Origin of the sequence: Ruminiclostridium papyrosolvens DSM 2782 (assembly GCF_029318685.1) — a bacterium.
Lineage (GTDB): Bacteria > Bacillota > Clostridia > Acetivibrionales > DSM-1351 > Ruminiclostridium > Ruminiclostridium papyrosolvens.
Genome location: NZ_CP119677.1, coordinates 1,878,424 through 1,899,668, shown reverse-complemented (window position 1 = coordinate 1,899,668; position 21,245 = coordinate 1,878,424). Strand labels below are relative to the sequence as shown.

General features: G+C 35.3%; 19 protein-coding genes and 1 pseudogene. 1 reads left to right on the top strand and 19 read right to left on the bottom strand.

Features of this window, described 5'->3' with window-relative positions:
* Nucleotides 1-34: 34 nt before the first annotated feature.
* The 12 genes and pseudogenes from P0092_RS08475 to P0092_RS08420 form a co-directional block, all read right to left on the bottom strand.
* Complete coding sequence (locus tag P0092_RS08475) at nt 35-2,530, bottom strand: ABC transporter permease (protein WP_004621915.1); 2,496 nt, start codon at nt 2,528-2,530, stop codon at nt 35-37.
* Nucleotides 2,527-3,204 (bottom strand): ABC transporter ATP-binding protein, encoded by a 678-nt coding sequence (locus P0092_RS08470; protein ID WP_004621914.1) that lies wholly within the window; start codon nt 3,202-3,204, stop codon nt 2,527-2,529. Before P0092_RS08470 ends, P0092_RS08475 begins: the two co-directional genes overlap by 4 nt.
* Nucleotides 3,205-3,331: 127 nt before the next feature.
* Entirely contained in the window at nt 3,332-3,865 is a 534-nt protein-coding gene (locus P0092_RS08465) for a 2-oxoacid:acceptor oxidoreductase family protein (protein WP_004621913.1), read from the bottom strand.
* 2 nt (nt 3,866-3,867) lie between these two features.
* On the bottom strand, nt 3,868-4,614 hold the full coding sequence (locus P0092_RS08460) for a thiamine pyrophosphate-dependent enzyme (RefSeq protein WP_004621912.1): 747 nt from the start codon (nt 4,612-4,614) through the stop codon (nt 3,868-3,870).
* A gap of 21 nt (nt 4,615-4,635) precedes the next feature.
* Nucleotides 4,636-5,694: pseudogene (locus P0092_RS08455) on the bottom strand (3-methyl-2-oxobutanoate dehydrogenase subunit VorB).
* Between the two features lie 115 nt (nt 5,695-5,809).
* Complete coding sequence (locus P0092_RS08450) at nt 5,810-6,016, bottom strand: 4Fe-4S dicluster domain-containing protein (protein WP_004621910.1); 207 nt, start codon at nt 6,014-6,016, stop codon at nt 5,810-5,812.
* Nucleotides 6,017-6,145: 129 nt separating this feature from the next.
* The gene (locus P0092_RS08445) at nt 6,146-7,813 is read right to left on the bottom strand and encodes a MutS-related protein (RefSeq protein WP_004621909.1); all 1,668 of its coding nucleotides are present in this window, start codon (nt 7,811-7,813) and stop codon (nt 6,146-6,148) included.
* 11 nt (nt 7,814-7,824) lie between these two features.
* On the bottom strand, nt 7,825-8,505 hold the full coding sequence (locus tag P0092_RS08440; protein ID WP_004621908.1) for a P-loop NTPase: 681 nt from the start codon (nt 8,503-8,505) through the stop codon (nt 7,825-7,827).
* A 19-nt stretch (nt 8,506-8,524) separates the two neighbouring features.
* Nucleotides 8,525-9,301, bottom strand: a complete 777-nt coding sequence (locus P0092_RS08435) for a tRNA threonylcarbamoyladenosine dehydratase (RefSeq protein ID WP_004621907.1) — start codon at nt 9,299-9,301, stop codon at nt 8,525-8,527.
* 54 nt (nt 9,302-9,355) lie between these two features.
* Nucleotides 9,356-9,955: a flavodoxin family protein gene (locus P0092_RS08430; RefSeq protein WP_004621906.1), complete on the bottom strand. Its 600-nt coding sequence runs from the start codon at nt 9,953-9,955 to the stop codon at nt 9,356-9,358.
* A gap of 139 nt (nt 9,956-10,094) precedes the next feature.
* The gene (locus P0092_RS08425) at nt 10,095-10,955 is read right to left on the bottom strand and encodes a hypothetical protein (protein WP_004621905.1); all 861 of its coding nucleotides are present in this window, start codon (nt 10,953-10,955) and stop codon (nt 10,095-10,097) included.
* A 144-nt stretch (nt 10,956-11,099) separates the two neighbouring features.
* A complete protein-coding gene (locus P0092_RS08420) occupies nt 11,100-11,957 on the bottom strand; it encodes an amidohydrolase family protein (protein ID WP_004621904.1) in 858 nt (285 codons plus the stop codon).
* Between the two features lie 176 nt (nt 11,958-12,133).
* Between P0092_RS08420 and P0092_RS08415 the strand changes: the two genes are divergently transcribed.
* Nucleotides 12,134-12,325 (top strand): ferredoxin, encoded by a 192-nt coding sequence (locus P0092_RS08415; protein ID WP_004621903.1) that lies wholly within the window; start codon nt 12,134-12,136, stop codon nt 12,323-12,325.
* Between the two features lie 32 nt (nt 12,326-12,357).
* On the opposite strand, the gene P0092_RS08410 is transcribed toward P0092_RS08415, so the two are convergent.
* The 7 genes from P0092_RS08410 to trpA all read right to left on the bottom strand — a co-directional run bounded on the left by P0092_RS08410 (nt 12,358) and on the right by trpA (nt 21,075).
* Nucleotides 12,358-13,035, bottom strand: a complete 678-nt coding sequence (locus P0092_RS08410; protein WP_004621902.1) for a cell division protein ZapA — start codon at nt 13,033-13,035, stop codon at nt 12,358-12,360.
* A 152-nt stretch (nt 13,036-13,187) separates the two neighbouring features.
* Nucleotides 13,188-14,825, bottom strand: a complete 1,638-nt coding sequence (locus P0092_RS08405) for a response regulator transcription factor (protein ID WP_004621901.1) — start codon at nt 14,823-14,825, stop codon at nt 13,188-13,190.
* 13 nt (nt 14,826-14,838) lie between these two features.
* Nucleotides 14,839-16,689, bottom strand: coding sequence for a sensor histidine kinase (locus tag P0092_RS08400; RefSeq protein ID WP_199398959.1), 1,851 nt, complete (start codon nt 16,687-16,689; stop codon nt 14,839-14,841).
* Nucleotides 16,690-16,820: 131 nt separating this feature from the next.
* Complete coding sequence (locus P0092_RS08395; RefSeq protein ID WP_004621899.1) at nt 16,821-17,669, bottom strand: carbohydrate ABC transporter permease; 849 nt, start codon at nt 17,667-17,669, stop codon at nt 16,821-16,823.
* Complete coding sequence (locus P0092_RS08390; RefSeq protein ID WP_004621898.1) at nt 17,670-18,611, bottom strand: carbohydrate ABC transporter permease; 942 nt, start codon at nt 18,609-18,611, stop codon at nt 17,670-17,672.
* Between the two features lie 79 nt (nt 18,612-18,690).
* Nucleotides 18,691-20,025: an ABC transporter substrate-binding protein gene (locus tag P0092_RS08385; RefSeq protein WP_004621897.1), complete on the bottom strand. Its 1,335-nt coding sequence runs from the start codon at nt 20,023-20,025 to the stop codon at nt 18,691-18,693.
* Between the two features lie 267 nt (nt 20,026-20,292).
* Nucleotides 20,293-21,075 carry a tryptophan synthase subunit alpha gene (gene trpA / locus P0092_RS08380; RefSeq protein WP_276187164.1) on the bottom strand — a complete coding sequence of 261 codons (783 nt, stop codon included), beginning with the start codon at nt 21,073-21,075 and terminating at the stop codon, nt 20,293-20,295.
* Nucleotides 21,076-21,245: the final 170 nt, after the last annotated feature.

Genomic DNA, 21,245 nt, shown 5'->3' with positions numbered 1-21,245 from the left:
AGAAATTTATATCCATGTATATATTTATTTTATCCTAACCGTCAACGCTTCTCAACCTCTCAGTAACTGTAGCTTTTGTAGTTGAAACGTATGCAGCCACCGGAACTAAAGAACACACTGCAAAAACTATAGCTACAAATAAAATTAGAGGAATTGCAGGAAAGGTAAAAATGGCATAGTCAGCTTGCTTCTTAAATAGTTCAAATATCCAAACATTTAGCGCAGTTCCCATAGTAGCAACCAGTCCACAGGAAATAATCGCATATGTGAGTCCTTCAAGAGACAGCATATGTTTTACCTGTTTAGAAGTCATACCGATACTCTCTAAAACGGCAAGCTCATGACGTCTTGTATTTACTCCCGTAACCATAACGTTCACAAAATTGAGAATACCTATAAGTGCCAATATCAAGGATATTCCACCGCCCAAAATATATAGCATTGATTTTGAACTTTTAAACTGCTCCAAAGTCTCCAGCCTTGATTCAATTGATATTTCATTATCGTTTGCTGTCATACCCTTTAGCTGCTTTAACACATTTGCCTCTTTTTCACCTTTAGAATTTATTGTTATAGAACACAATACAGGGTCCGTGAATAACTTTTTCATGTAGTCATTACTAATATAAACAATTGGTGCGAGCCCCGTACCTCCGTTAAATGCAGTTCTTTCAGGCAAAAACCCTCCCAGCTTGAGGGAATATTCTTTTTTATCTGCTGTAAAAACAACATCAGAATCCATTTTAAAAAGCTTTGGATTATTTGTAGAAAATAGAGCTATCCGTCCGTCTTCAAAAGCTTCCTCATCAATAGGCTCTTTGAGTGTCTTATTCAGCTTCTTTATATATTCGGTGTCAAGGCCTACCAGACTTGACCAAAAAATCCTTGGGTTTTTTTTCATTTCCTCACTTGTAGGCATTGGAGAATTAAATCTTTTCACAAATTCTTCAACATGTCTTTTATAGAGTGTTTCATCGTATTTGAGAGTAACTATCTTTTGGGATACCTTTCTTATTTCTGTAATTCCTTCTATGCTTTTAAGTGTTGACATAAAATCATTATCAAACTTTTGTTTTACTCCTGTGCCATTTTGAAAAAATGTATTATTGGTTAGTGTAAAATCATTTTCCACATAGCTGTTTACATAATTTTCCGTATCCATACTCAGCACAAGTGTATTTACAAGCATAAAGGTGGTTAGTCCCATAAACAGTGATAAGAAAACAACTGCTGCCCTTCTTCTGTTTCTAAAAACGTTTCTGAAAGCCATTTTTTGTACCTTACCACCCGTTGACCCTTTTATTAGTTTTCGGGACACGGTTGTTCCTGTATATCTTACCGCCTCAATTGGTGAAATAGAAGCAGCCATTCCGGCAGGTTTTATACTGCTGATAAGTGTAGTTACCAGTGAAAAAATTGCTGCTCCAACATAAATAATAGGATTGAAGGAAACTTTTATACCTGTCTCTATTGATGCACCGCTTAGTGCAAAGGGAACGGCAACAAAGGATACTACTGCCCCAAGCGCAAGTCCGAGAGGGACTCCCACGGCAGTAAGCCTCGTTGCCTGACCGGTTACTATCTTTCTTATCTGCCTTGGTGTAGTACCCACCGTTTTTAATAACCCGTAAAAGCGTACGTCCTTTGACACCGAAATATATAATACATTATATATCAGCAGATAGCTGCTGAGCATTATAAACAGTATAAGCCCTGACAGACCCACTATTGTTGACAGCCTGCCTCCATTGTCTGTTTCATAAAGCGGAACCGTTTTCCACTTCTGAGTTTTGTATGATGGGACCTCCCTGCTAAGTTTTTCAAACTGCTCCTCAATATTCTTATTGCTTTTAAAATGGACAGTAGCAGTTCCTGATTTCTCCGGAGTAATCTCCTTACTGTCAACAAAAGCTTTTGAGACATACATCATTCCCACATTTCCTGAGCGTAGATTGGAGTATTCAGTGTAATATGCAGAGAGTTTAAAGTTTTCACTTGAAGCTTCAGATTCAGGTCGGTTGGGCTTTACATATTTTATTTGTATATCCATTCCTATTTTAGGATTGGTTATTCCCATCCTTTTTAGAATCCATTCCGGTATCATTATCTCATTATACGCCTGAGGATATTTTCCTTTAATATTACTCATGGCGGGAATTCTGAGTTTTTCCCATTCAGTTTTGTCAAACCAGAACAATGACAGAGATAAATTTCCCATTTCAGAGGTTTCTGTTATTTCACCGGCATGTGCCATTATTCCTACATCTTTAATATAATCCAACGATTTAAGCTTTTTTATCTGTTCAGCCGTAGGACAAGTCAATCCTCCATGCTCTATTGTTCCCATTGTTCTTATTTTCTGTAATTGAATGGACTCTGTACCGCTTATGCCTATGCTGAAAATGGTTGACAGAAGTAAAGCAGTTAATGCTATTGCAATAATAACAAATATATTTCTGACTTTGTTTGCTTTTATAGTTCTTACAGTTAATTTTTTTATTACAAGCTTGTTATCGGTAGGGAACATCATTTGGCCTCACCTCCGACTATTTTACCGTCTTCAATACGGATGACTCTATCCGCCAGTTGAGCAATTTCTTCGTTATGTGTAATCATAACAATTGTCTGCTGAAATCTTTTACTGGTCATTTTAAGTAAGCCCATTACCTCCAGTCCTGTTTTGCTGTCAAGATTTCCTGTTGGTTCATCTGCAAGAACTATGGCAGGTTTTGTTGCCAGAGCTCTTGCTATGGCTACCCTCTGTTGCTGACCTCCCGAAAGATTGTTTGGAAGGCTTGTAAGTTTGCCCCCAAGGCCAAGAGTTTTTATTATATCGTCTATAAAGGCTTTATCAAGGGTTCCTCCATCGAGTTCAACAGGAAGAGTGACATTTTCATAAACATTAAGTATGGGCACCAGATTATAGTTCTGGAATATAAAGCCAATATTCCTTCTGCGAAAAACAGTTTTCTGCTCATCATTCAAATTAAAAATTTCCTTACCTGCCACCGTTACTTTGCCCTCAGTAGCCTTGTCAAGCCCACCCAGCATATGTAAAAGCGTTGATTTACCACTTCCTGATGTACCGACAATTGCTACAAACTCGCCTTCTAAGATTTCCATATTTATTCCATCAAGTGCTTTAACAAGGTTTTCCTCCTTGCCATAGTATTTTCTTAATCCCTCTGTTTTCAATATACTCATTAAATCATCTCCAAACTAAAAAATTCAAGCTATACACTAATCAATCAGATAGTCTATAGCTTGAATTATAAAGCATACTTCTTACAATCTTGTGACAAAACCTATAAAGTTAATACACATTTTAATCTTAATAATCATGTCCCATATCAAGGGCTTTCATTTCGTCAGGAATCATGTGATGCTTCTTTTGAGGAAGAACTTTCTTCAAAGCAGCCTCAAAGCTTTCCTTTGAAATAATTCCGGTCTTGGCTAACAGTTTACCCAGAATTACAATGTTGGCATAAGTAAGATTACCCATATCAGAGGCTATCTGTGTTGCAGGAACGCCTACAAAGTCAACGTCCTCTCTCTTTGGCTTGGATTCTACCAAAGAACTGTCAGATATGATTAAGCCTCCGCTTACTACTGCTTTCTCAAACTTCTCAAGAGAAGGGCCATTCATTACAACGAGTACATTGGCTGTATCCAATATAGGAGAACCTACAGGCTCATCAGAAATAACAACACTGCAGTTTGCAGTACCGCCTCTCATTTCCGGTCCGTATGACGGCAACCATGAAACATTTTTCCCTTCAAGCATTCCAGCATATGCTAACAATCTTCCTGCGGATAGTATACCTTGTCCGCCGAAACCTGCAATTATCAATTCAAGCTGCTTCATTTCTACACCTCCAAATCCTTTCCTTTGAAATTACCCAAAGGATAGAAGGGCAACATGTTACTTTCAAGCCATTTTAGTGAGTCTACCGGATTCAATCCCCAGTTTGTGGGACATGTTGACAAGACCTCAACTATTGAAAATCCTTTGTTTGCCTGTTGAACCTTAAAAGCCTTTTTAATGGCTTCCTTGGTATTTCTGATATTTTTAACATCATGTACTGATGTTCTTTCAACATAAACAGCACCTTCCAATTGTGAAAGCAGTTCACAAACCTTTATGGGAAATCCATGAATCTCAGGTTTTCTACCAAATGGTGAAGTAGTTGTAACCTGATTCATAAGTGTTGTCGGAGCCATCTGGCCTGATGTCATACCGTATATTGCATTATTTACAAATACAGTCGTTATTTTTTCTCCTCTTGTAGCAGCATGAATTATTTCAGCTGTACCAATAGCAGCAAGGTCTCCGTCTCCTTGGTAAGTAAATACGTTACTGTCAGGATGAACTCTTTTTATTCCGGTTGCAACCGCAGGAGCTCTACCATGTGCAGCCTGTACCATATCTACATGAAAATACTCATAATTATTGTATGCACATCCTACAGGTGATACTCCTATGGTAGTGCCTTCAATATCTAATTCGTCAATTACTTCAGCTATTATCCTATGAATAATACCGTGAGTACAACCGGGACAATAGTGAAGAGATAAATCCTTTAAAGCATGTGGTTTTTTAAACACAGTTGCCATTTTTTCCCCTCCGTCTGAATCTTATTTATTTAAGATTTCCTTTATTTTATCAAGAACTTCTTTTTGGCTTGGAACCATACCGCCCATACGTCCATAGAAATGAACAGGTCGTTTTCCGTTAACAGCAAGGCGAACATCCTCAACCATTTGTCCTGCACTCAGTTCTACACTGAGGAAAGCCTTTGGTGTTTCCGCATACTTTTCAAATTCAGCATTTGGGAATGGCCACAATGAGATAGGTCTTATCAAGCCTACCTTTATGCCTTCTTTCTCAGCCATTTTTATTACGTTCTTTACTATTCTCGCTACAGTTCCGTATGCTGTTACAATTATATCTGCATTTTCGCAATTATATGATTCTACTCTTGTTTCATTCTCTTCAATCTTCTTATATTTAGCCTGAAGCTTCAGGTTATGATTTTCAAGGATTTCCGGTTGAATATATATGGAGGTAACATCATTACTTTCCCTCTCCATCTTTGTTCCTGTACAGGCCCACTTTTTATCATCCTGATAAATATCTTCTTTATCCTTGAATTCAACTGCCTCCATCATCTGTCCCAGCATACCGTCACCCAAAATTATGGTGAGTATTCTGTATTTATCTGATATATTGAAAGCTTCTACTGTCAACTCGTACAGTTCTTGAACACTTGACGGAGCCAGAACTACGTTTTTGTAATCTCCGTGTCCTCCGCCCTTGACTGACTGAAAATAGTCGCACTGTGCAGGAAGTATACCGCCAAGACCGGGACCGCAGCGAACGATATTTACCATTACTGCCGGTAACTCTGCTCCGGCTATGTATGAAATACCCTCCTGCTTCAAGCTTACTCCGGGGCTTGAAGATGATGTCAGAACACGTGCTCCTGCTGCTGCTGCACCATAAACCATATTGATTGCTGCAACCTCGCTCTCAGCCTGAACAAATGTACCGTTTATTTTTGGCATTGCTTTTGCCATATAATGTGCCACTTCAGTCTGTGGTGTGATAGGATATCCAAAATAATGCCTACAGCCGGCTCATAAGGCAGCTTCTGCTATTACCTCATTACCCTTCATTAATAATTTTTCTGCCATATTAACCTCCATGAGCCACAAAAGCGGCTCCAAAATTTTTATTATAACGCATCAATTAAGAGAAAAATTTTTGCCTCATTATATTTTGCACTTCAGTTATAACTTACGGATGCTATTACTTCTCAACCTCTATAACGCAATCAGGACAAATCGTAGCACAGAATGCACATCCTATGCATTTGTCCATTTCTTCGACCCCTGCAGGATGAAAACCCTTCTGATTTAATTTATCAGATTTCATTATGACAATTTTTTTAGGACAAACTGTAACACACAGTTTACAGCCTTTGCATCTTTCCTCATGGAATATAACTTTTGCCATTATCAAAACCTCACTTTATTTTATTAACTTTATTCTTATGATTTTTAGTAATTTAGTGAACTAAAACTATTGTTTATTATAAAACTCTTTGTATTTATTTGCAAGTTGTGTAACCAAAAACTTCAATTTTTACACCTTTGGCCAATATCCGTTTTGAGTAAATTCACAAGCTCTTTGTTCGGCACTGTCAACAATGCTTTCATCATAGCCAAGTATTTTTAATAGTTTTATGGCATTTCGGGTAGTTGATTTACCTTTATATATTTTATAATCGAACTTTATGTTGTCATCCTCAAAGAATTCCTGGAAATGGTAATTGTCAACTTTGTCTGCCAATATTTGAGTAAGCTCTATATCATGGGAAGCACAAAGAGATATACAATTGTTACCTGCAATATAGTTCAGTATTTCAGAGGATGCTGCAATTCTTTCAATGGTATTTGTACCCCTCAGTACTTCATCTATGACACAGAGACAAGGAATATCGTCATTTAGACCCTTCAAAATACGTTTAAGCGATTTTATTTCGACAATATAGTAGCTCTCATTCATTTCAAGGTTGTCACTCAGAGCCATAGAACTGTATATATTAAAGTAACAGGAAGAATACTCCTTTGCCAGACATGTGTAAATTGTCTGAGCAAAAAGGGCATTTATTGCTACAGACTTTAGAAAGGTTGATTTTCCGCTAGCATTTGAGCCTGTTATCAATGCCCCTCCTGCTAAAGAAAAGGAGTTTGTAACAGGATTTTTTATCAAAGGATGATACATATCTGTAAACTCAACCTTTTTGCTATTGATATTTCCTTTTTCAAGAACAGGAGTTACATAGTAATCCAGACTATCTCTGTAGGAAGCCACTGATATCAGACTGTCAAGAAGCCCAACTGTTTTAATTATAGATTCTATTTCCTCACTGTGCTTTTTTACAATATTAAAGATACTGTGAAACGCAACGGGTTCTCCAAGAAGAAATATTTTTATCAGTTCAAATAAATAGTTCTCACTTGTATAGAATAAAAAGTAAAAAGCATTTAGACTAACGCCCTTTACTTTAGCAGTACATTTTCTCAATTCAGTTAAATATGTATCCAGTTCTTTTATATTGAGCCTTGATATTTTTCGTGAAATTCCAAGCAAATTCACAATATAACCGAGAGATTGCAAGTGGCCTATTATCTGATCCCTTGCCTTAAAATAAACTGTTACATTAACAGCAAGTGATATCATAAATACGGCTATGGCCGGGGGATAAAATATTGTGGTAACCATTGATGCTATAAAGAATAACGACAAAAACTTATAGTACATTCCATTTATGCCGCCACCGCTTCTTTTACCGTTTATGTATTCTGATATACTTAAAAACCTGAGTTTTCCCAAATCTGATAAGATTAACTGAATCTTTTCACGTTCTGAGGGGTTTTTTCTAAAGTACTCTATCAGCCTGTCCCTCTCTGCCAGCTCACTCTGCTCATAGAGTAATTCCCTGAGCATATTGTATAGATACTCTTCTCCTACATCTGTTCGGGTTATGTTTAACCTTGAAAATATCCTGTTCATATCTAAATCATTCCAGGTTATGTCGTCTATAAAAAAGTTTTTCCCCTGATTTTTATGGTTATCAAAATAATTTCTAACAGAGTTATATATATCCTCTGTATACTTTATATCAGGTGCTTTACCCCATTGGGCTCTTATTTGTTTTCTGTTTTTATTTGTACGGGATATTTTACCTGTTATACTCATAATTATACATCCCGCAGCTATGGCCAGAATAATATAAAAAAATGTCATAATGTCACCACCTAACCTCTATTCCACGGAAGATGTATCTGTTTCCTCATGGATAATATTTCTGTATTACCCATATCACTGTTTTTCATTTTATTTACAACTTCTTCCATGCCGGCAGTGATAGCAATGGGTATTCCTGTTTTTTCTGAAACCTGAGCTATAATGCGGTTTCCTTCTTGAATTATTTCAGGGGTTGTTTCCTCTAACAGGTTGCTGTTATTCACCAATTTTGTGACCTTTATGTTTGCTCCGTCTTCAATAATGGCAATCATCTCAGCTATCTTCTCAGGTGAATCTGTCATAATTCTTTTTGTATTTACTACAAAAAACATTTCGTAGTCGTCGCTTACTATTTCTTCCCTGAACCTTGATACAGCTTTAGCGCCAAGGTCGTCTCCTCCTACATCCAGAACCACTTTTATATCTTTGTCTTCAAACAAAGAGTATATTTCAGGCGGTATGGCAGGTATATCAACATTGGTGTTGGCATACATAGGAAGTATTACTTTAATATTTTGCTCTTCCAGCGCATCTTTTGCATCTGCTGTTCTGAAATAGGGGTTTATTATGTCAAAATCTACTATAGCTGTTCTATACCCGGCTTCTGCCATTTTCATGGCATAATTGACTGCCACCTCTGTTTTCCCACTTCCGAAGTGCCCGGTAAATATGTTGATACGTTTATCAAACATTTGTAAAATCTCCTCTTAATTAAATACTCTTTGAATCCTTATTGAATCCAATCAAATCTTTTATAACTTCTCCTCCAATAATTAAACCCATTACTGAAGGAACAAAGGAAAGACTTCCCGGTATCTGATGCTTTACAGTACACTTTCTGGCTGTTCCTTTAGGACATATACAGCCCGCACTGCAACTGGAAGTCTCTGTTTCAACAGGTTTTACAGGTTCTTCCGTAGAGTATACTACCTTTAACTTTTTGATTCCCCTGTTTCTAAGTTCTTTTCTAACCACTTTTGCAAGTGGATCAACTGTTGTCTTAAATATATCCGATACCTGAAACCGTGTCGGGTCAGTCTTATTGCCCGCTCCCATTGCACTTATTATGGGTATCCCCAACTCATTAGCCCTTACGACCAAGTCAATTTTTGCGGTTACAGTATCAATTGCATCTACAATATAGTCAAAGCTGCTATCTAATATTTCTTCAGCTACATCCGGCATATAAAACTTCTGAATTATAGTAACATCACATTTTGGATTTATTTCAAGAACTCTGTCTCTCATAGCTTCAACTTTGGGCTTTCCAACGGTTTTTCTGGTAGCATGAAGCTGCCTGTTGAGGTTTGTAAGGCATACGCAGTCATCATCGATTAGTACAAGATGGCCCACCCCTGTTCTGGTAAGTGCCTCTACAGTAAACGAACCTACTCCCCCGACACCAAATACTGCTACCTTGCTGTCTTGCAGTTTTTCTAGTCCTTCTAATCCTATAATTAATTCGCTTCTGGAAAACTCGTGCAACATATTATTGTCATATCCTCCGTAATCCGCACCTGCGGTGTAAAATTTAAATTAAAATCAGCTCTGTCTAATGTTTTCAGTTGCGCTACATACTTCTATAAGCCGTTTTGCAGACATTACTGCTCTTTTTACTGCCTCTTCATCATCTTTGGCAGGACGGGTAGCACATACACCCTGATGTCCGCAATTGTCGTCAATATATCCGTCACCTACTATTATCATTCCATTTATAAGCATCATATCATGCATGGCTTTTATTGTTGTTTCTTCTCCTCCGTATTGAGAGGCTCCTACTGCCATACAAAGTCCTACTTTATTGTACAGACCTTTGTTTGCCCTGACCTTTCTTGTTTTATCAAACATTGCCTTTAGCTGTGCGGAAACACTGCCAAAATAAACAGGACTGGCAACTACTACACCATCTGCATTTCTTAATATTTCAAAAGCTTCTTCAAGCTTTGTACCCTTATAGCAATTTCCAGTACATGGATTTGAGCAAACGGTACAGAAACCGCACTTTTGCTCCTGCATTATTTTTCCCACATTCAAAAGAATGGTTTTAGCACCTCTTGCCTCACATTCCTCCAGAACCTTTTTAACCAGGAAACCTGTGTTTCCTTCCACATTTGGACTTCCATTCAAACCTACTATATACATGCTCATCACTCCACAACTTTTAAAAATTAATATTACTAAAAGGATACACTAAATGTACTATTAAAACAAGACGAAGAGAAATTCAAAAAAAGACGGTAAGCATCTTGAAATGCCTGCCGCCTTAACACCAAACCAATTACTATTTAACTTTTATTTTGTTTTCTGCTATATTGTAATAAACATTTTGTACATGTATTTTACAAGAACCATCCTTTATTTCTGAAATCTGCTTCAACAAACAGCTTTGAGGATTTTCCCATTTAATAAAATCGTATTTGTAAATATATAGTCCACTGTCCTGACCAATGGTTTTACCGTCAATATCCTTATCCCCATTTAAAATAATCTTATCATCTTCACAGCGTATTATTACTACCTTATTTTTTGTACCTTTGCTCTTAGAACTTTCCGAATTACTCTGATATGCAAAAGCATTATATTTACCATTCGGTGATAGTTGAAAATCACTAAATTTACCTACATCATAAAATAACTTATGGGTTCTGAAAGTTTTCAAATTATATGCGTACAGCCAAGTTTGAGTTAGACTGCTGTCTTCTCTTCCGCTAACATAAAAGTACAATTTATTTGCCTTATCATTTACCAGTATCTTGTCAATTTGGTAGCCTTTTTTAAAATTTTTCCTGAATCTCAGGAGATTTCTGATTTCGGGAACTTTTGATGTATCTATTGTTTTATTTATTTTTTTCCCTTCAATTTTGTATGAAATATCTATAGTTACCTCACCGTTCATATTTTCAATGAGGCTCGCTTGTAAATCCAGTTTTTTCTGGTTATTTACAATTTTTACATCTTCTTTACAGTTGATTTCACTTTTATATGCAAGAATACCATTATTAAGTTTTTCCTCAGTCCGAGGGTTTTTTTTAGGTATATTATTACTGTTATTTGATGGCTTGCTAAATAAAATTGCACCTGCTATCAACAGCGAAAGCAATACTACATATGAAATTGAAAGAAATAGCTTTTTGTTCTTCATATACTGCCTCCTCTTTGAATACCATTTTATGATATTTTGTACAAAAAAGTTTCTTGTATACCTTTTGACAAAAAAACCTCGCTTTTTATTATATTAAGCGAGGTGGGTAATGTTACATATTTGTTTTTTGTTAAAATTTAAACATTATATCCTAAAAAGACGTTTAGCATTTTCACTTAGAATAGTTTTTTTCTGACTGTCAGTCAGTTTTAATTTCATAAACCTTTTTACGTCATGGACTGAGCTTCCCCATGGAAAATCAGACCCAAAAAGTATTTTTTCCGCTCCTGCTTCATTTATAATATCAACCACTTCACTGTCATCCAACCAGCTTGGTTCATTGACACGGGCTATTTCAGGGTAGCCTGTTATAACTATGGATGTGTCAAAGTATACATTTTCATATTGTTTTGACACTTTAAGTACACATTCCTTGTCTCCATCTGCCATGTGAGCAAGAATTATTGGTATATCAGGATATTTATCTATTATAGGAACTATGGACTCAAAGTCTGAAAATTCGTTTAGTCTCGCATTTGAAACTCTGCCGCAATGTATAAGGATAGTAAACTTGGACTCACTGCACTTTTTATATAGTTCGTCCATTCTGGAATCATTTATATCAAACCCTTGAGCCATTGGATGAAGTTTTATGCCTTTTGCTCCAAGCTCCACATACTTTTCAAAATTCTCAGCCAGCCGCCCTTCCATGTCAGGGTGAAAGTTCACCAGTGGTACAAGTCTACCTTCTGAGGAATTTGCAGTATCTATAGTCCATAAATTATTGCCGTCTAAAATTTTTGGCGGTGCAAAATTTGCCATTACCGTACGGTCTATCCCAACCTCGTTCATATTTTTTAATACATTTGGTATGGTTCCGTTACCGGGATTTCTAAACTCTATATCATATAATTTATTAAAGGAAGCCATAATTTTAGCTGCTATATCATCATTGGCAAATGTATGAACATGGCAGTCTATTATCTCAAAATTATCATTCATATTTTTATGTTTCTCCATTTATATTTGTATTTAATATAACTCATGTCCCATGTAAAATCAATAATCAAACTTCATAATATTACATCTGATTTCCTCTTACATTTTTTGTATATTTATTTGTTTTGGGAGAATAATAGTCTATAGTTATGGATTAATAATTTTAAGGAGGACTGCAAATGAAAGCATCTGTAGATCAGGACGGTTGTATAAGTTGTGAATTATGTACTTCTATATGCCCCGCAGTATTTAGTATGAACGAGGACAATAAGGCCGAAGCTATTGAAGAAGATATACAAGAAGAAAATCTTCAGGAAGCCGAGGATGCCAGAGATGCCTGTCCTGTAAGCGTTATTGACCTGGAGGAATAGAACATATTAAAGACATCCCCTAAGTAAAGTAATTAAAGGGATGTCTTTTCATTTTTAATTCGGTTATACTCTTCCTGATATAATTCTTCCATTTCCTTGTATTCAGACTCCAATTGCTCAAACTTTTTTGTTAAATCGGCAATTGTCTGTTCTTTGGCAGCATTGTCATCCTTCAACTTAAATATCTGCTCTTTTAGTTCTTCTCTATTTTGAGTATGCTCATTTGACAGTTCTTCCAACTGATTTGCAATAGCTTCATCCTTGTAGTCGGCTTCAACCATCAATAATTCGATTTGATCTTTAAGACTTTTTTCTTTCTTTTCATACTCATATTTTAAAACTTCCAAATCGTTGGTCTGAGAAGTCATAGCTTCTTCCATGATAACTGCATCAGACTTAAACTTTTGGATTTCTAAGGTCAGTTCTTCAATTTTTTGTTTGTATTCTTTTTCAATTAATTCAGCTTTGGTATTTTGGTTTTCTGTGATATTTTGTAATTTACCTAATGTCTTAAAATAGTCATCTGCAATATTTATTGAAGCCAATACTGAAATCATCCCGGAACTAAGTGCATTATTAACTTCAGAAAACTCCCTCATTTTTTTATCAACGTACAGAGAAAGTTTATGCATATATTCTTCGGATTCTGCTCCTGAAATCGTGTACTTGCTTCCATATATGTAAACTTCAGTTTTATTCCTGTTTGTCATTACCCGTCTCCCCAATATAATAGATATATAAGTTACCATAACAAAATGAATGAGAAAAACACTTGGATTTAATATTACATTATTCGCAAATTAAACTCAATACTAAATTTAATGTCAGTAAAAATATCAGGGGCTGCAAAATTAAGACTCAACTAATTTTTATTTACTCTGTACCTCTTTTCATATTCAACAGGGGTCATATTTAACACATCTTTAAACACCTTGAAAAAGTATGTATAGTTATTAAACCCTGCCTCTTTTACGACATCCTTAAGCTTCATTCTTCCTGACTCTATTACCTGCTTTGCATATCCTACACGAATTTTATTCAGATATTCTACAAACCCCATTCCGCAGTCTTCCTTAAAAATTCTGCTAAGATATGAGCTATTAACGCCTATATGTTCTGCAGCTTCATTTAGTGATACATTATTTTTATAATTCTTATGAATATAACTAATGGCTTTTTTAGTATACTCTGAATAGTTGGGGTCAAATTTTATATCCCCAATAAGTTCTGTCAGCTTAGTATATGACTTTAAAATCCACTCCCTCATTTCTATTAAGGTTTCAATCTTTTTCATACTTGAATACGGAATATCCTTATCATTATAAACATTTTTAATATCTATTCCGGTCTCTCTGGCTACCCGATTAACAATATTTATCAGCTCTGCACATATCATCTGAATTGAATTGTAACTTGCACTATTATTCGTAAGTCTTGCAAATACTTTAGTCAGACATTTCTCAATATTATCGTTATCCTGAGTTTTTAAGGCCTCAATTATTGTCTTTTCTTCGCTGATTTCAAGGTTCAGATATTCGTTGGAAGTACTGTTACGAGAAGCTTCTTTAATTATCCTGTCTTTTCCCATAAAAAATCTGTCTTTTAGTAAAAGTTCAGCCTCTTTATAATATTTATGTATAAAGGTAATATCACTGAAAACTTTACTGTAACTAAAGCAAGCAGTAATATTCAAATATCTTTTTATACTTGATTTAATTCTGTTTATGGTTGTTACAATTAAGTTATAAATATATAAATCACTGCGCATATTTCCAAAAGAGAATATAATTACAAACTTGCCGTCACTAATATGAGATATAACTCCTTTTACCGAGCCCTTCAATATTTCCGCTGTAATTTCTTCTACCGAGGATATTAACTTGTTTAATTCTTTTGGAGAAAACTTTTCGCAGATACTTCCAAAATCATCCACCTCAAATAATACCAAGGAGATATTTTTTGTCTCAATATCAAGTTTTAAATCCGCTATCTTCTGCTCAATTTCCGTCAGTTCAATTATGTCAGCCAGCACCAGCTGTTTAATGAATTTCTGCCTAAGCACAGTTCTGCTTTCATTTATCTGCATTTCAAGCATTGCATTTTTGTTATGCTCAAATATTTCAGCCATTATTTTTATTCTTGCTGCTTTAAGGGCTTCCATCAATGATTTGCCGTCAAGAGAATGCTTCAATATATAGTCTAAAGCACCGTTTTTTAAACTCCTTCTTACATATTCAAAATCTTCATATCCGCTGAGGGCAATAACTTTTATTTGAGGAAAATTAAAATTCAAATGCTCAATTAATGCTATCCCATCAATTATAGGCATACTCATATCGGTAATAACAATTTCAGGAATGGTTTCATTTATCAGGTTTATGGCCTCCTGTCCATTTGACGCCTCTCCACATATCTCAAAGCCGTCATTTTCCCAGTCAATCATTATTTTAATATTAGTTCTTGCTATCGAATCATCATCTACTATCAAAACTTTGATCATTGTTTAACACTCCTTAAGAAATAATGGGTAGAGTCAATTCAACAGTAGTGTACAATTTAGGAACACTTTCTATATGTAAACCGAATTCATCTCCAAAATTAATTTGTATTCGTTCATTTACATTATTTATTCCGATACCACTGAATTTAGATTTATTCTCATAATCATCCACTGTTAAAATTTTACATAGTCTTTCTCTCGGTATTCCTTCACCATTATCAGTTACACGAATTTTTAAAACATCATTATATTTAAATCCCTTTATAGAAATCAGACCTTGTTCCGTCATAGGCCCGATACCATGAATTATAGCGTTCTCAACAACAGGCTGTATCAGGAATCTTAAAACCTTATAATCAAGGATATCCTCTTCAATTTCAAATACAACTCTGAATTTATCATAATATCTGTATTCCTGAATATTGATATAACTTTTTATATATTCAACCTCTTCACCCATAGTTATAAAATCGTCGCCCTTACCCATACTGACATGCAGCAGTTTAATCAGAGATGAAACCAGAGCTTCGATATTATGTGCTTTTTGGGCCCCTGCAAGCCACTTGACAGTATTGAGAGTATTAGATAAAAAATGCGGATTTATCTGTGCTTGTAAAATTTTTATTTCTGCTTCTCTTTTCTGTTTCTCGTTAAGCTTCACACTCTCCATGAGATTTTTTATCTCATTAAGCATTGTATTAAAATTGCCTACTACTTCACCTATTTCATCGGTGCTGTTATCTATTATACTAACAGAAAGATTGCCTCTTTTCACTTCATTCATAGTATTAATAAGACGCTTCAGCGGTTTTGATAAAGTCAGTGTAAATATGTAGGACAATAATACTGCCAGAACGGAACATCCCATAACCAGCAACATAATGTTAGTAAGTATACCCTTTACCTCTGCGTTCAGATATGAGTACGGTATTGTACTTACCACAAACCAGTCGGCGTCTTTCAGATACGAAAAAGCAATCATATACTTTTTGCCATCAATAGACATATTGAATGTCTTATCTTGGCTACCTGTTCTGTTCAGCAGCTCCTTTATCAGCATTTGATCCTTGTATTGCTTTGCCACAGGTATTTTTGTATTTCTGCTTGAAACAACAATTCCATCAGAGTCAACAACAAAGATATCGGCATTTTTTCCCATGTCAATATTTCTGTATATGTTTGAAAAATATCTCTCATTTGTGCGAATAAGCAGTGTTCCTATTATCTCTCGTGTCTCCAGAGAAAGAACTGCTCTTCCAAGTAATATACAATCGCTTTTATTCATCTGTTCAGCACTTGTTGCAAACTTTACTAATCTTTCTTCAACATCAATGTTGGAACTTTTCCAAACCGGGGTGCCCTCTTTTTCTTCCAGCTCTTTCAAATAGGTATCTAAAAATTCTTTTTTAAGATTTAGCTTAAAACTCCTGTCACCATAAGCTACTATCCTTCTGCGGTCGTTTGTATATAGCAGAACATCTGAAACATCATGCAAAAAAGAAAACTTTTTTACCAAGTTTTCTTTCATAGTGAGCTGTACGATTTCTATTTCCCAAGCAGACATATTTTTGATATTCGTCAAAACGTTTTGGGTTAATGAGGAGAATTCAATTTCTATGCTGTCATTTTCCAATCTGTTAAGTTCTCTTTCAATATTAACACCAACCTGGTTCATTACCTGAGATGAATATGTACTGGTTTTGCTTCTTATTGCAGAGCTTGATTGGTTATATGAAAAAATACTTGTAATAACAAGGGGTACAACTGAGAGCATAATTAATATAAGAATTAACCTCTGCTGAATCTTTATGTTTCTGATTATCGAAACGATATTAATTAAAACCGAATTGAATATTTTCTTCAATCTCCTAAGAAATGCAAAAAAGGAATACATAAACAACCAACTTTCGCAATTATTTAGAAAATAAATAATATACTATACATTATATATTAAGACTAATATATAACATATAGTATAATTATCCAAGCTAGATGTTAACCTTTTACACCACCAACTGTAAGGCCTTCAATAAATGCCTTTTGGTTACAGAAAAATACAATCATAATTGGAATAATTGACATTACTGCTCCGGAGAGTAATAAGTCGTAATTGTTTCCATAAGGTGTAATCAGAGACTGAAGTCCTATGGGCAAAGTAAGCATTTCATTTGAACGAAGTACTATTAACGGCCAAACAAAACTATTCCAGTTGTTCATTGCAAGTAGTATTGTCATTGCACCAAAAGCGGGCAGCATTAGAGGCATCATTATTTTAAAATACATTCCAAACTCACTGCAGCCGTCAATTCTTCCTGCATCTAAAAAGGCCTTGGGAAGCCCTATGGCGTATTGTCTGAAGAAGAACACTGCAAACGGTGATACTGCAAACGGAAGTATAACGCCCAGATACGAATCAATGAGTTTAAGTGAAATTGACATTTTGTACAACGGTAAGATTAGTATCTCAACGGGAATCATCATAATTATAAGCACAAGAACAAAAATAAGGTTTCTTCCCTTGAATTTATATACAGCCAGACCATAGCCAACCATGGATGTCATAAACAGTGAAATGACAGTTCCAAGTACAGTAATAACTAAACTGTTTCTGTACCAATATAGGTATATGCCCTCTTTACCTTCCCACAACAATTTGTAATTATTTAAATTCATGTTACCGAAATCAGGTTTAATGCTTATACCATTCCTAATCATTTCAGAACCGGGTTTAAATGAGGACAAGAATAAGAAGAAAAAAGGTGCTAGGCAAAATATCGCAACTGCAAGCATCAATATAATTATTGCTACTGTTAAAATATTGTTTTTTAATTTATTTGCTGCCATTTAATCATCCCCCTCCTTCTTGAAGAAACCTGTTAGTGCAAGTTGTATCATGTTTACAGCCATCAGTATAATCAATAAGGTTATTCCGATAGCTGAACCCGCTCCAAAGTTATTCTCATTAAATCCCTGCTGATAAATCAAACTTACCATAGTAAGACCTATGTCACCCGGTGATCTTGGACCAAATAAAGTATATGATTCGGCAAACATTGAGTAACCGCCGTAAATACTTATAGTAACTACATAAGTAATAACCGGCTTTAATCCGGGAACAGTTATGCTCAGGAACTTTCTCCATTCACTTGCACCGTCTATTGATGCTGATTCATACTGCTCCACAGGTATATTCTGAAGTCCAGATAAGAAATAGATTACATTAACGCCCAACCATCTCCAAGTACTAAGAACAACCATAACAAACATTGCTGTATGTCCTCGTTGAAGCCAGGTCGTTTTAGGGATTCCAAAAAACCCTAATATCATATTAACTAATGTAGTATCCTGCTCACCAAAAGCCAATCTGAAAAATAATCCCGCAACTATTACTGATGTTAGCGCAGGTAGAAAAAAAGCTGAACGAAAAATGTTCCTGCCTAAAATATTTTTACGGTTTAAGACTATAGAGAGCAGCATTGGTATCGGTACCAATACAAGAATAGTCCAAAAAGTATATCTTGTGGTTACCCATAATGCATTAAAGAAGTGTTCATTTATCATATTTCTATAGTTTTTAAGACCTATAAACTTGGCATCACCGGGGCCCAGCACTTCCTGAAAGCTTGTTAATACCGTTGAAATTATCGGATATAGGAAAAAAACTAAAAAGGTAAGGATAAATGGTAAAACAAAGATATAAGGAGCAATTTTTTCTTGTTTAAGATGAACTTTTCTCCTTGGTTTTTCAGGCTGCAATTTCATAGTATTTGTCGTGTTGACAGTCATCTTATTCCCCCCCCTAATTAGGAAGAAAAGATTCAACCTAGAGCACCAGTTGAATCTTTACTCCTAACTAAATATAGTTTTATTTCTTAACGAGTTCTTCGTTAGCCTCTTTCAATGCCTGCTCCGGAGTCTCACTCTTTTCCTGCAATACTTTGAACAATACGTTCTTCTGTACCAGTGATAAAGCTGTAGGATAAAGATCCCCATAGTTTATTGGTCCAACATCGGACACTATGCCTTGAAGTGTACTAAATATATCATTACCAAAATATTGTGTGTATTGATTGTCAGATTTCATAGCAGGGTCTGCCCATGCATCGCTTCTTATAGGATCAAAGCCAAGAATAGTCCAAGTCTTGATACTACCTTCCAATGAAAGTTTTGCTTCTGCAAGGAAATCTACAGAAAGCTCTACATTTTTGCTTTGTGCTGTAACCGCTGTTCCTGTACCACCCATACCGGCTGACTTCTTTCCTCCCGGGAAAGTAGGCATAGGTCGGATTACTATTTTGTCTTTCAAGTCAGGCATATATTGTGTAAATCTACCCATATACCACATTGGCATCCAAACGGAAGCAGCATTACCCTTGTTCATCCATGACCAGTATTCTTCGGCATGATGAAAGCCTCCGGGAGCTAAAACTGCAATCTTGTCTTTGTTCAGCATATCATTTAAGAACTGCAACGATTTAACATTAGTTTCATTATTTAATTGTGGTTTTCCATCTTTTGTTAAGTAATCTGACCCTTGCATTGTCAGTATAGGATAGTAAGACCAGTGATCTGTTGCTTCTATGGTAGTCATTGGCTTACCTGTTTTTTCCATTACAGTTTTTCCTGCTGCAATATAATCATCCCAAGTTTTTATGTTATCAGGATTTACCCCTGCTTTACCTAGAATCTCTTTATTGTAAAACATAACCTGTGCGCCAACATGGTAGTCTATACCGTAGTATTTACCGTTTTTCGCATAGTTTTCCATTCTACCCATTATCAATTTGTCTTTCACCGGTTCAACAACTCTGTTTAACTCAGCCAGTCCCGGTTTGCTGCCCTTTAGAAAATTAGGAAACTTTCCACATTCAATATCAACAATATCCGGTGCTCCTGTTCCGGACTGTAATGCAATCAGAAGCTTATTATGCATTTCATCAATCGGGTATACGTCAATCTTAAGCTCTACCGGCTTATCAGTATGTTTTTTGTTCCAAGTAGCTGCTGCATCATCAAAGAAGCCCTTGTGTAATTCCTGAAACGTCCAGAAATTTAAGCTTGTGGTTTTTACAGTTCCTGAGCCTGCTGTTGATGTAGAACCGCCTGTGGAGTCCTTTGATGTACTTCCTGAACCACATCCTGTTAGAGCAATTGATGTTGTCATAGCAAGTGCCAGACACAATGAAATAGTTTTTTTCAATGTTAATTCCTCCTTTTTCTTTTACAATTCTAATGGCTTTTTTGAATCTATTATGTAAACTCAAAAAAATAATTCAAAAATTGCTGCAATGAATTGTTTTTAATAAGGTTATTATAAATCTATAGTATATAATTTACGTATTAAATATTTTTACATTTACTTAATTATTTTTACTTTAATTTTAGATAAAAAGCACAAAAACACCGGCTAAAAAGCCAGTGTTTTTGATGAATTATGCGTATCACAGGAATAATCTAAATTCTCTATTTATTTCAACGCGCTTTTTAATTCTTTAATAAAACTTCCTGTTTCTTCTAATGAATGCGTAACAAGAAACTTTAATAATGAACTACCGATAATGACACCATCTGCTCCCATCTCTTTTATTTGTTTGCAATGATCAGCATTTGAAATTCCAAATCCCGGACAAATAGGAATATTATCCAGTTTTTTCTTTGTTTCTCGTATTATATCCTTTAACCCCGATTCCAATTCATTTCTTGCACCAGTTACACCATCAGTCGCCTGTAAAAAAATATATCCTTTTGCTGAATCCTTTACCTCATTTATATAGTCCTCAGAATAGTTATATGGAACAAACCATAAATTATATATCGAAGGAGGTATAACAGTACTCAACTCCTTCATTTTTAAATTATCCGCACCTACAAACAGCACTGAGTCAACACCACTATTTTCACACAATGAAAGAAAATCCTCCATACTGATTTGCTCAAATACACTTGTATACGCAAACACTTCTAATGGTTGATCCTTAAATTCTCTTCTAATTTTTTTAATCTCATCAAAAAACCCCTGTACTTCGAAGTCGTTGTTTAATATCCTTTTCATAGAATCAGATACAACTTTTCCATCAAGATATGGGGTTTCAACAGGAAAACCTATTTCCAGTATATCCACACCATTGTCAATATATGTTCTGGCCAGTTCTATCGTATTAAAACCAACTTCTCCCAAAGGGAAATATGCTATCAAAGCTCCTTCATTTTTTTTCTTTAATTTGCTAAATTTTACATCAAGTAAATTCATTTATTCATCCTCTTTCTTATATAAGTCAGTTATAAAATCACTCATTTCTTGTCAAATGAAAAAGTCAAGGGAAAAATAATGGTAGAAATACTATTTTCCCTTTTTCATTTCCCTTGACTCATATAATTATTTGTGCTATTTATAAATAGATAACTTAGGGTTAGTCTATA

Coding starts and splice junctions, on each gene's coding strand:
- P0092_RS08445 (WP_004621909.1), bottom strand. CDS start 7,813: ATGACATTTTTTTATATTATTCTGGCCATAGCTGCGGGATGTATAATT.
- P0092_RS08420 (WP_004621904.1), bottom strand. CDS start 11,957: ATGAATGATAATTTTGAGATAATAGACTGCCATGTTCATACATTTGCC.
- P0092_RS08425 (WP_004621905.1), bottom strand. CDS start 10,955: ATGAAGAACAAAAAGCTATTTCTTTCAATTTCATATGTAGTATTGCTT.
- P0092_RS08430 (WP_004621906.1), bottom strand. CDS start 9,955: ATGTATATAGTAGGTTTGAATGGAAGTCCAAATGTGGAAGGAAACACA.
- P0092_RS08470 (WP_004621914.1), bottom strand. CDS start 3,204: ATGAGTATATTGAAAACAGAGGGATTAAGAAAATACTATGGCAAGGAG.
- P0092_RS08435 (WP_004621907.1), bottom strand. CDS start 9,301: ATGTTGCACGAGTTTTCCAGAAGCGAATTAATTATAGGATTAGAAGGA.
- trpA (WP_276187164.1), bottom strand. CDS start 21,075: ATGAATTTACTTGATGTAAAATTTAGCAAATTAAAGAAAAAAAATGAA.
- P0092_RS08390 (WP_004621898.1), bottom strand. CDS start 18,611: ATGACTGTCAACACGACAAATACTATGAAATTGCAGCCTGAAAAACCA.
- P0092_RS08440 (WP_004621908.1), bottom strand. CDS start 8,505: ATGTTTGATAAACGTATCAACATATTTACCGGGCACTTCGGAAGTGGG.
- P0092_RS08450 (WP_004621910.1), bottom strand. CDS start 6,016: ATGGCAAAAGTTATATTCCATGAGGAAAGATGCAAAGGCTGTAAACTG.
- P0092_RS08410 (WP_004621902.1), bottom strand. CDS start 13,035: ATGACAAACAGGAATAAAACTGAAGTTTACATATATGGAAGCAAGTAC.
- P0092_RS08415 (WP_004621903.1), top strand. CDS start 12,134: ATGAAAGCATCTGTAGATCAGGACGGTTGTATAAGTTGTGAATTATGT.
- P0092_RS08405 (WP_004621901.1), bottom strand. CDS start 14,825: ATGATCAAAGTTTTGATAGTAGATGATGATTCGATAGCAAGAACTAAT.
- P0092_RS08395 (WP_004621899.1), bottom strand. CDS start 17,669: ATGGCAGCAAATAAATTAAAAAACAATATTTTAACAGTAGCAATAATT.
- P0092_RS08475 (WP_004621915.1), bottom strand. CDS start 2,530: ATGATGTTCCCTACCGATAACAAGCTTGTAATAAAAAAATTAACTGTA.
- P0092_RS08465 (WP_004621913.1), bottom strand. CDS start 3,865: ATGAAGCAGCTTGAATTGATAATTGCAGGTTTCGGCGGACAAGGTATA.
- P0092_RS08460 (WP_004621912.1), bottom strand. CDS start 4,614: ATGGCAACTGTGTTTAAAAAACCACATGCTTTAAAGGATTTATCTCTT.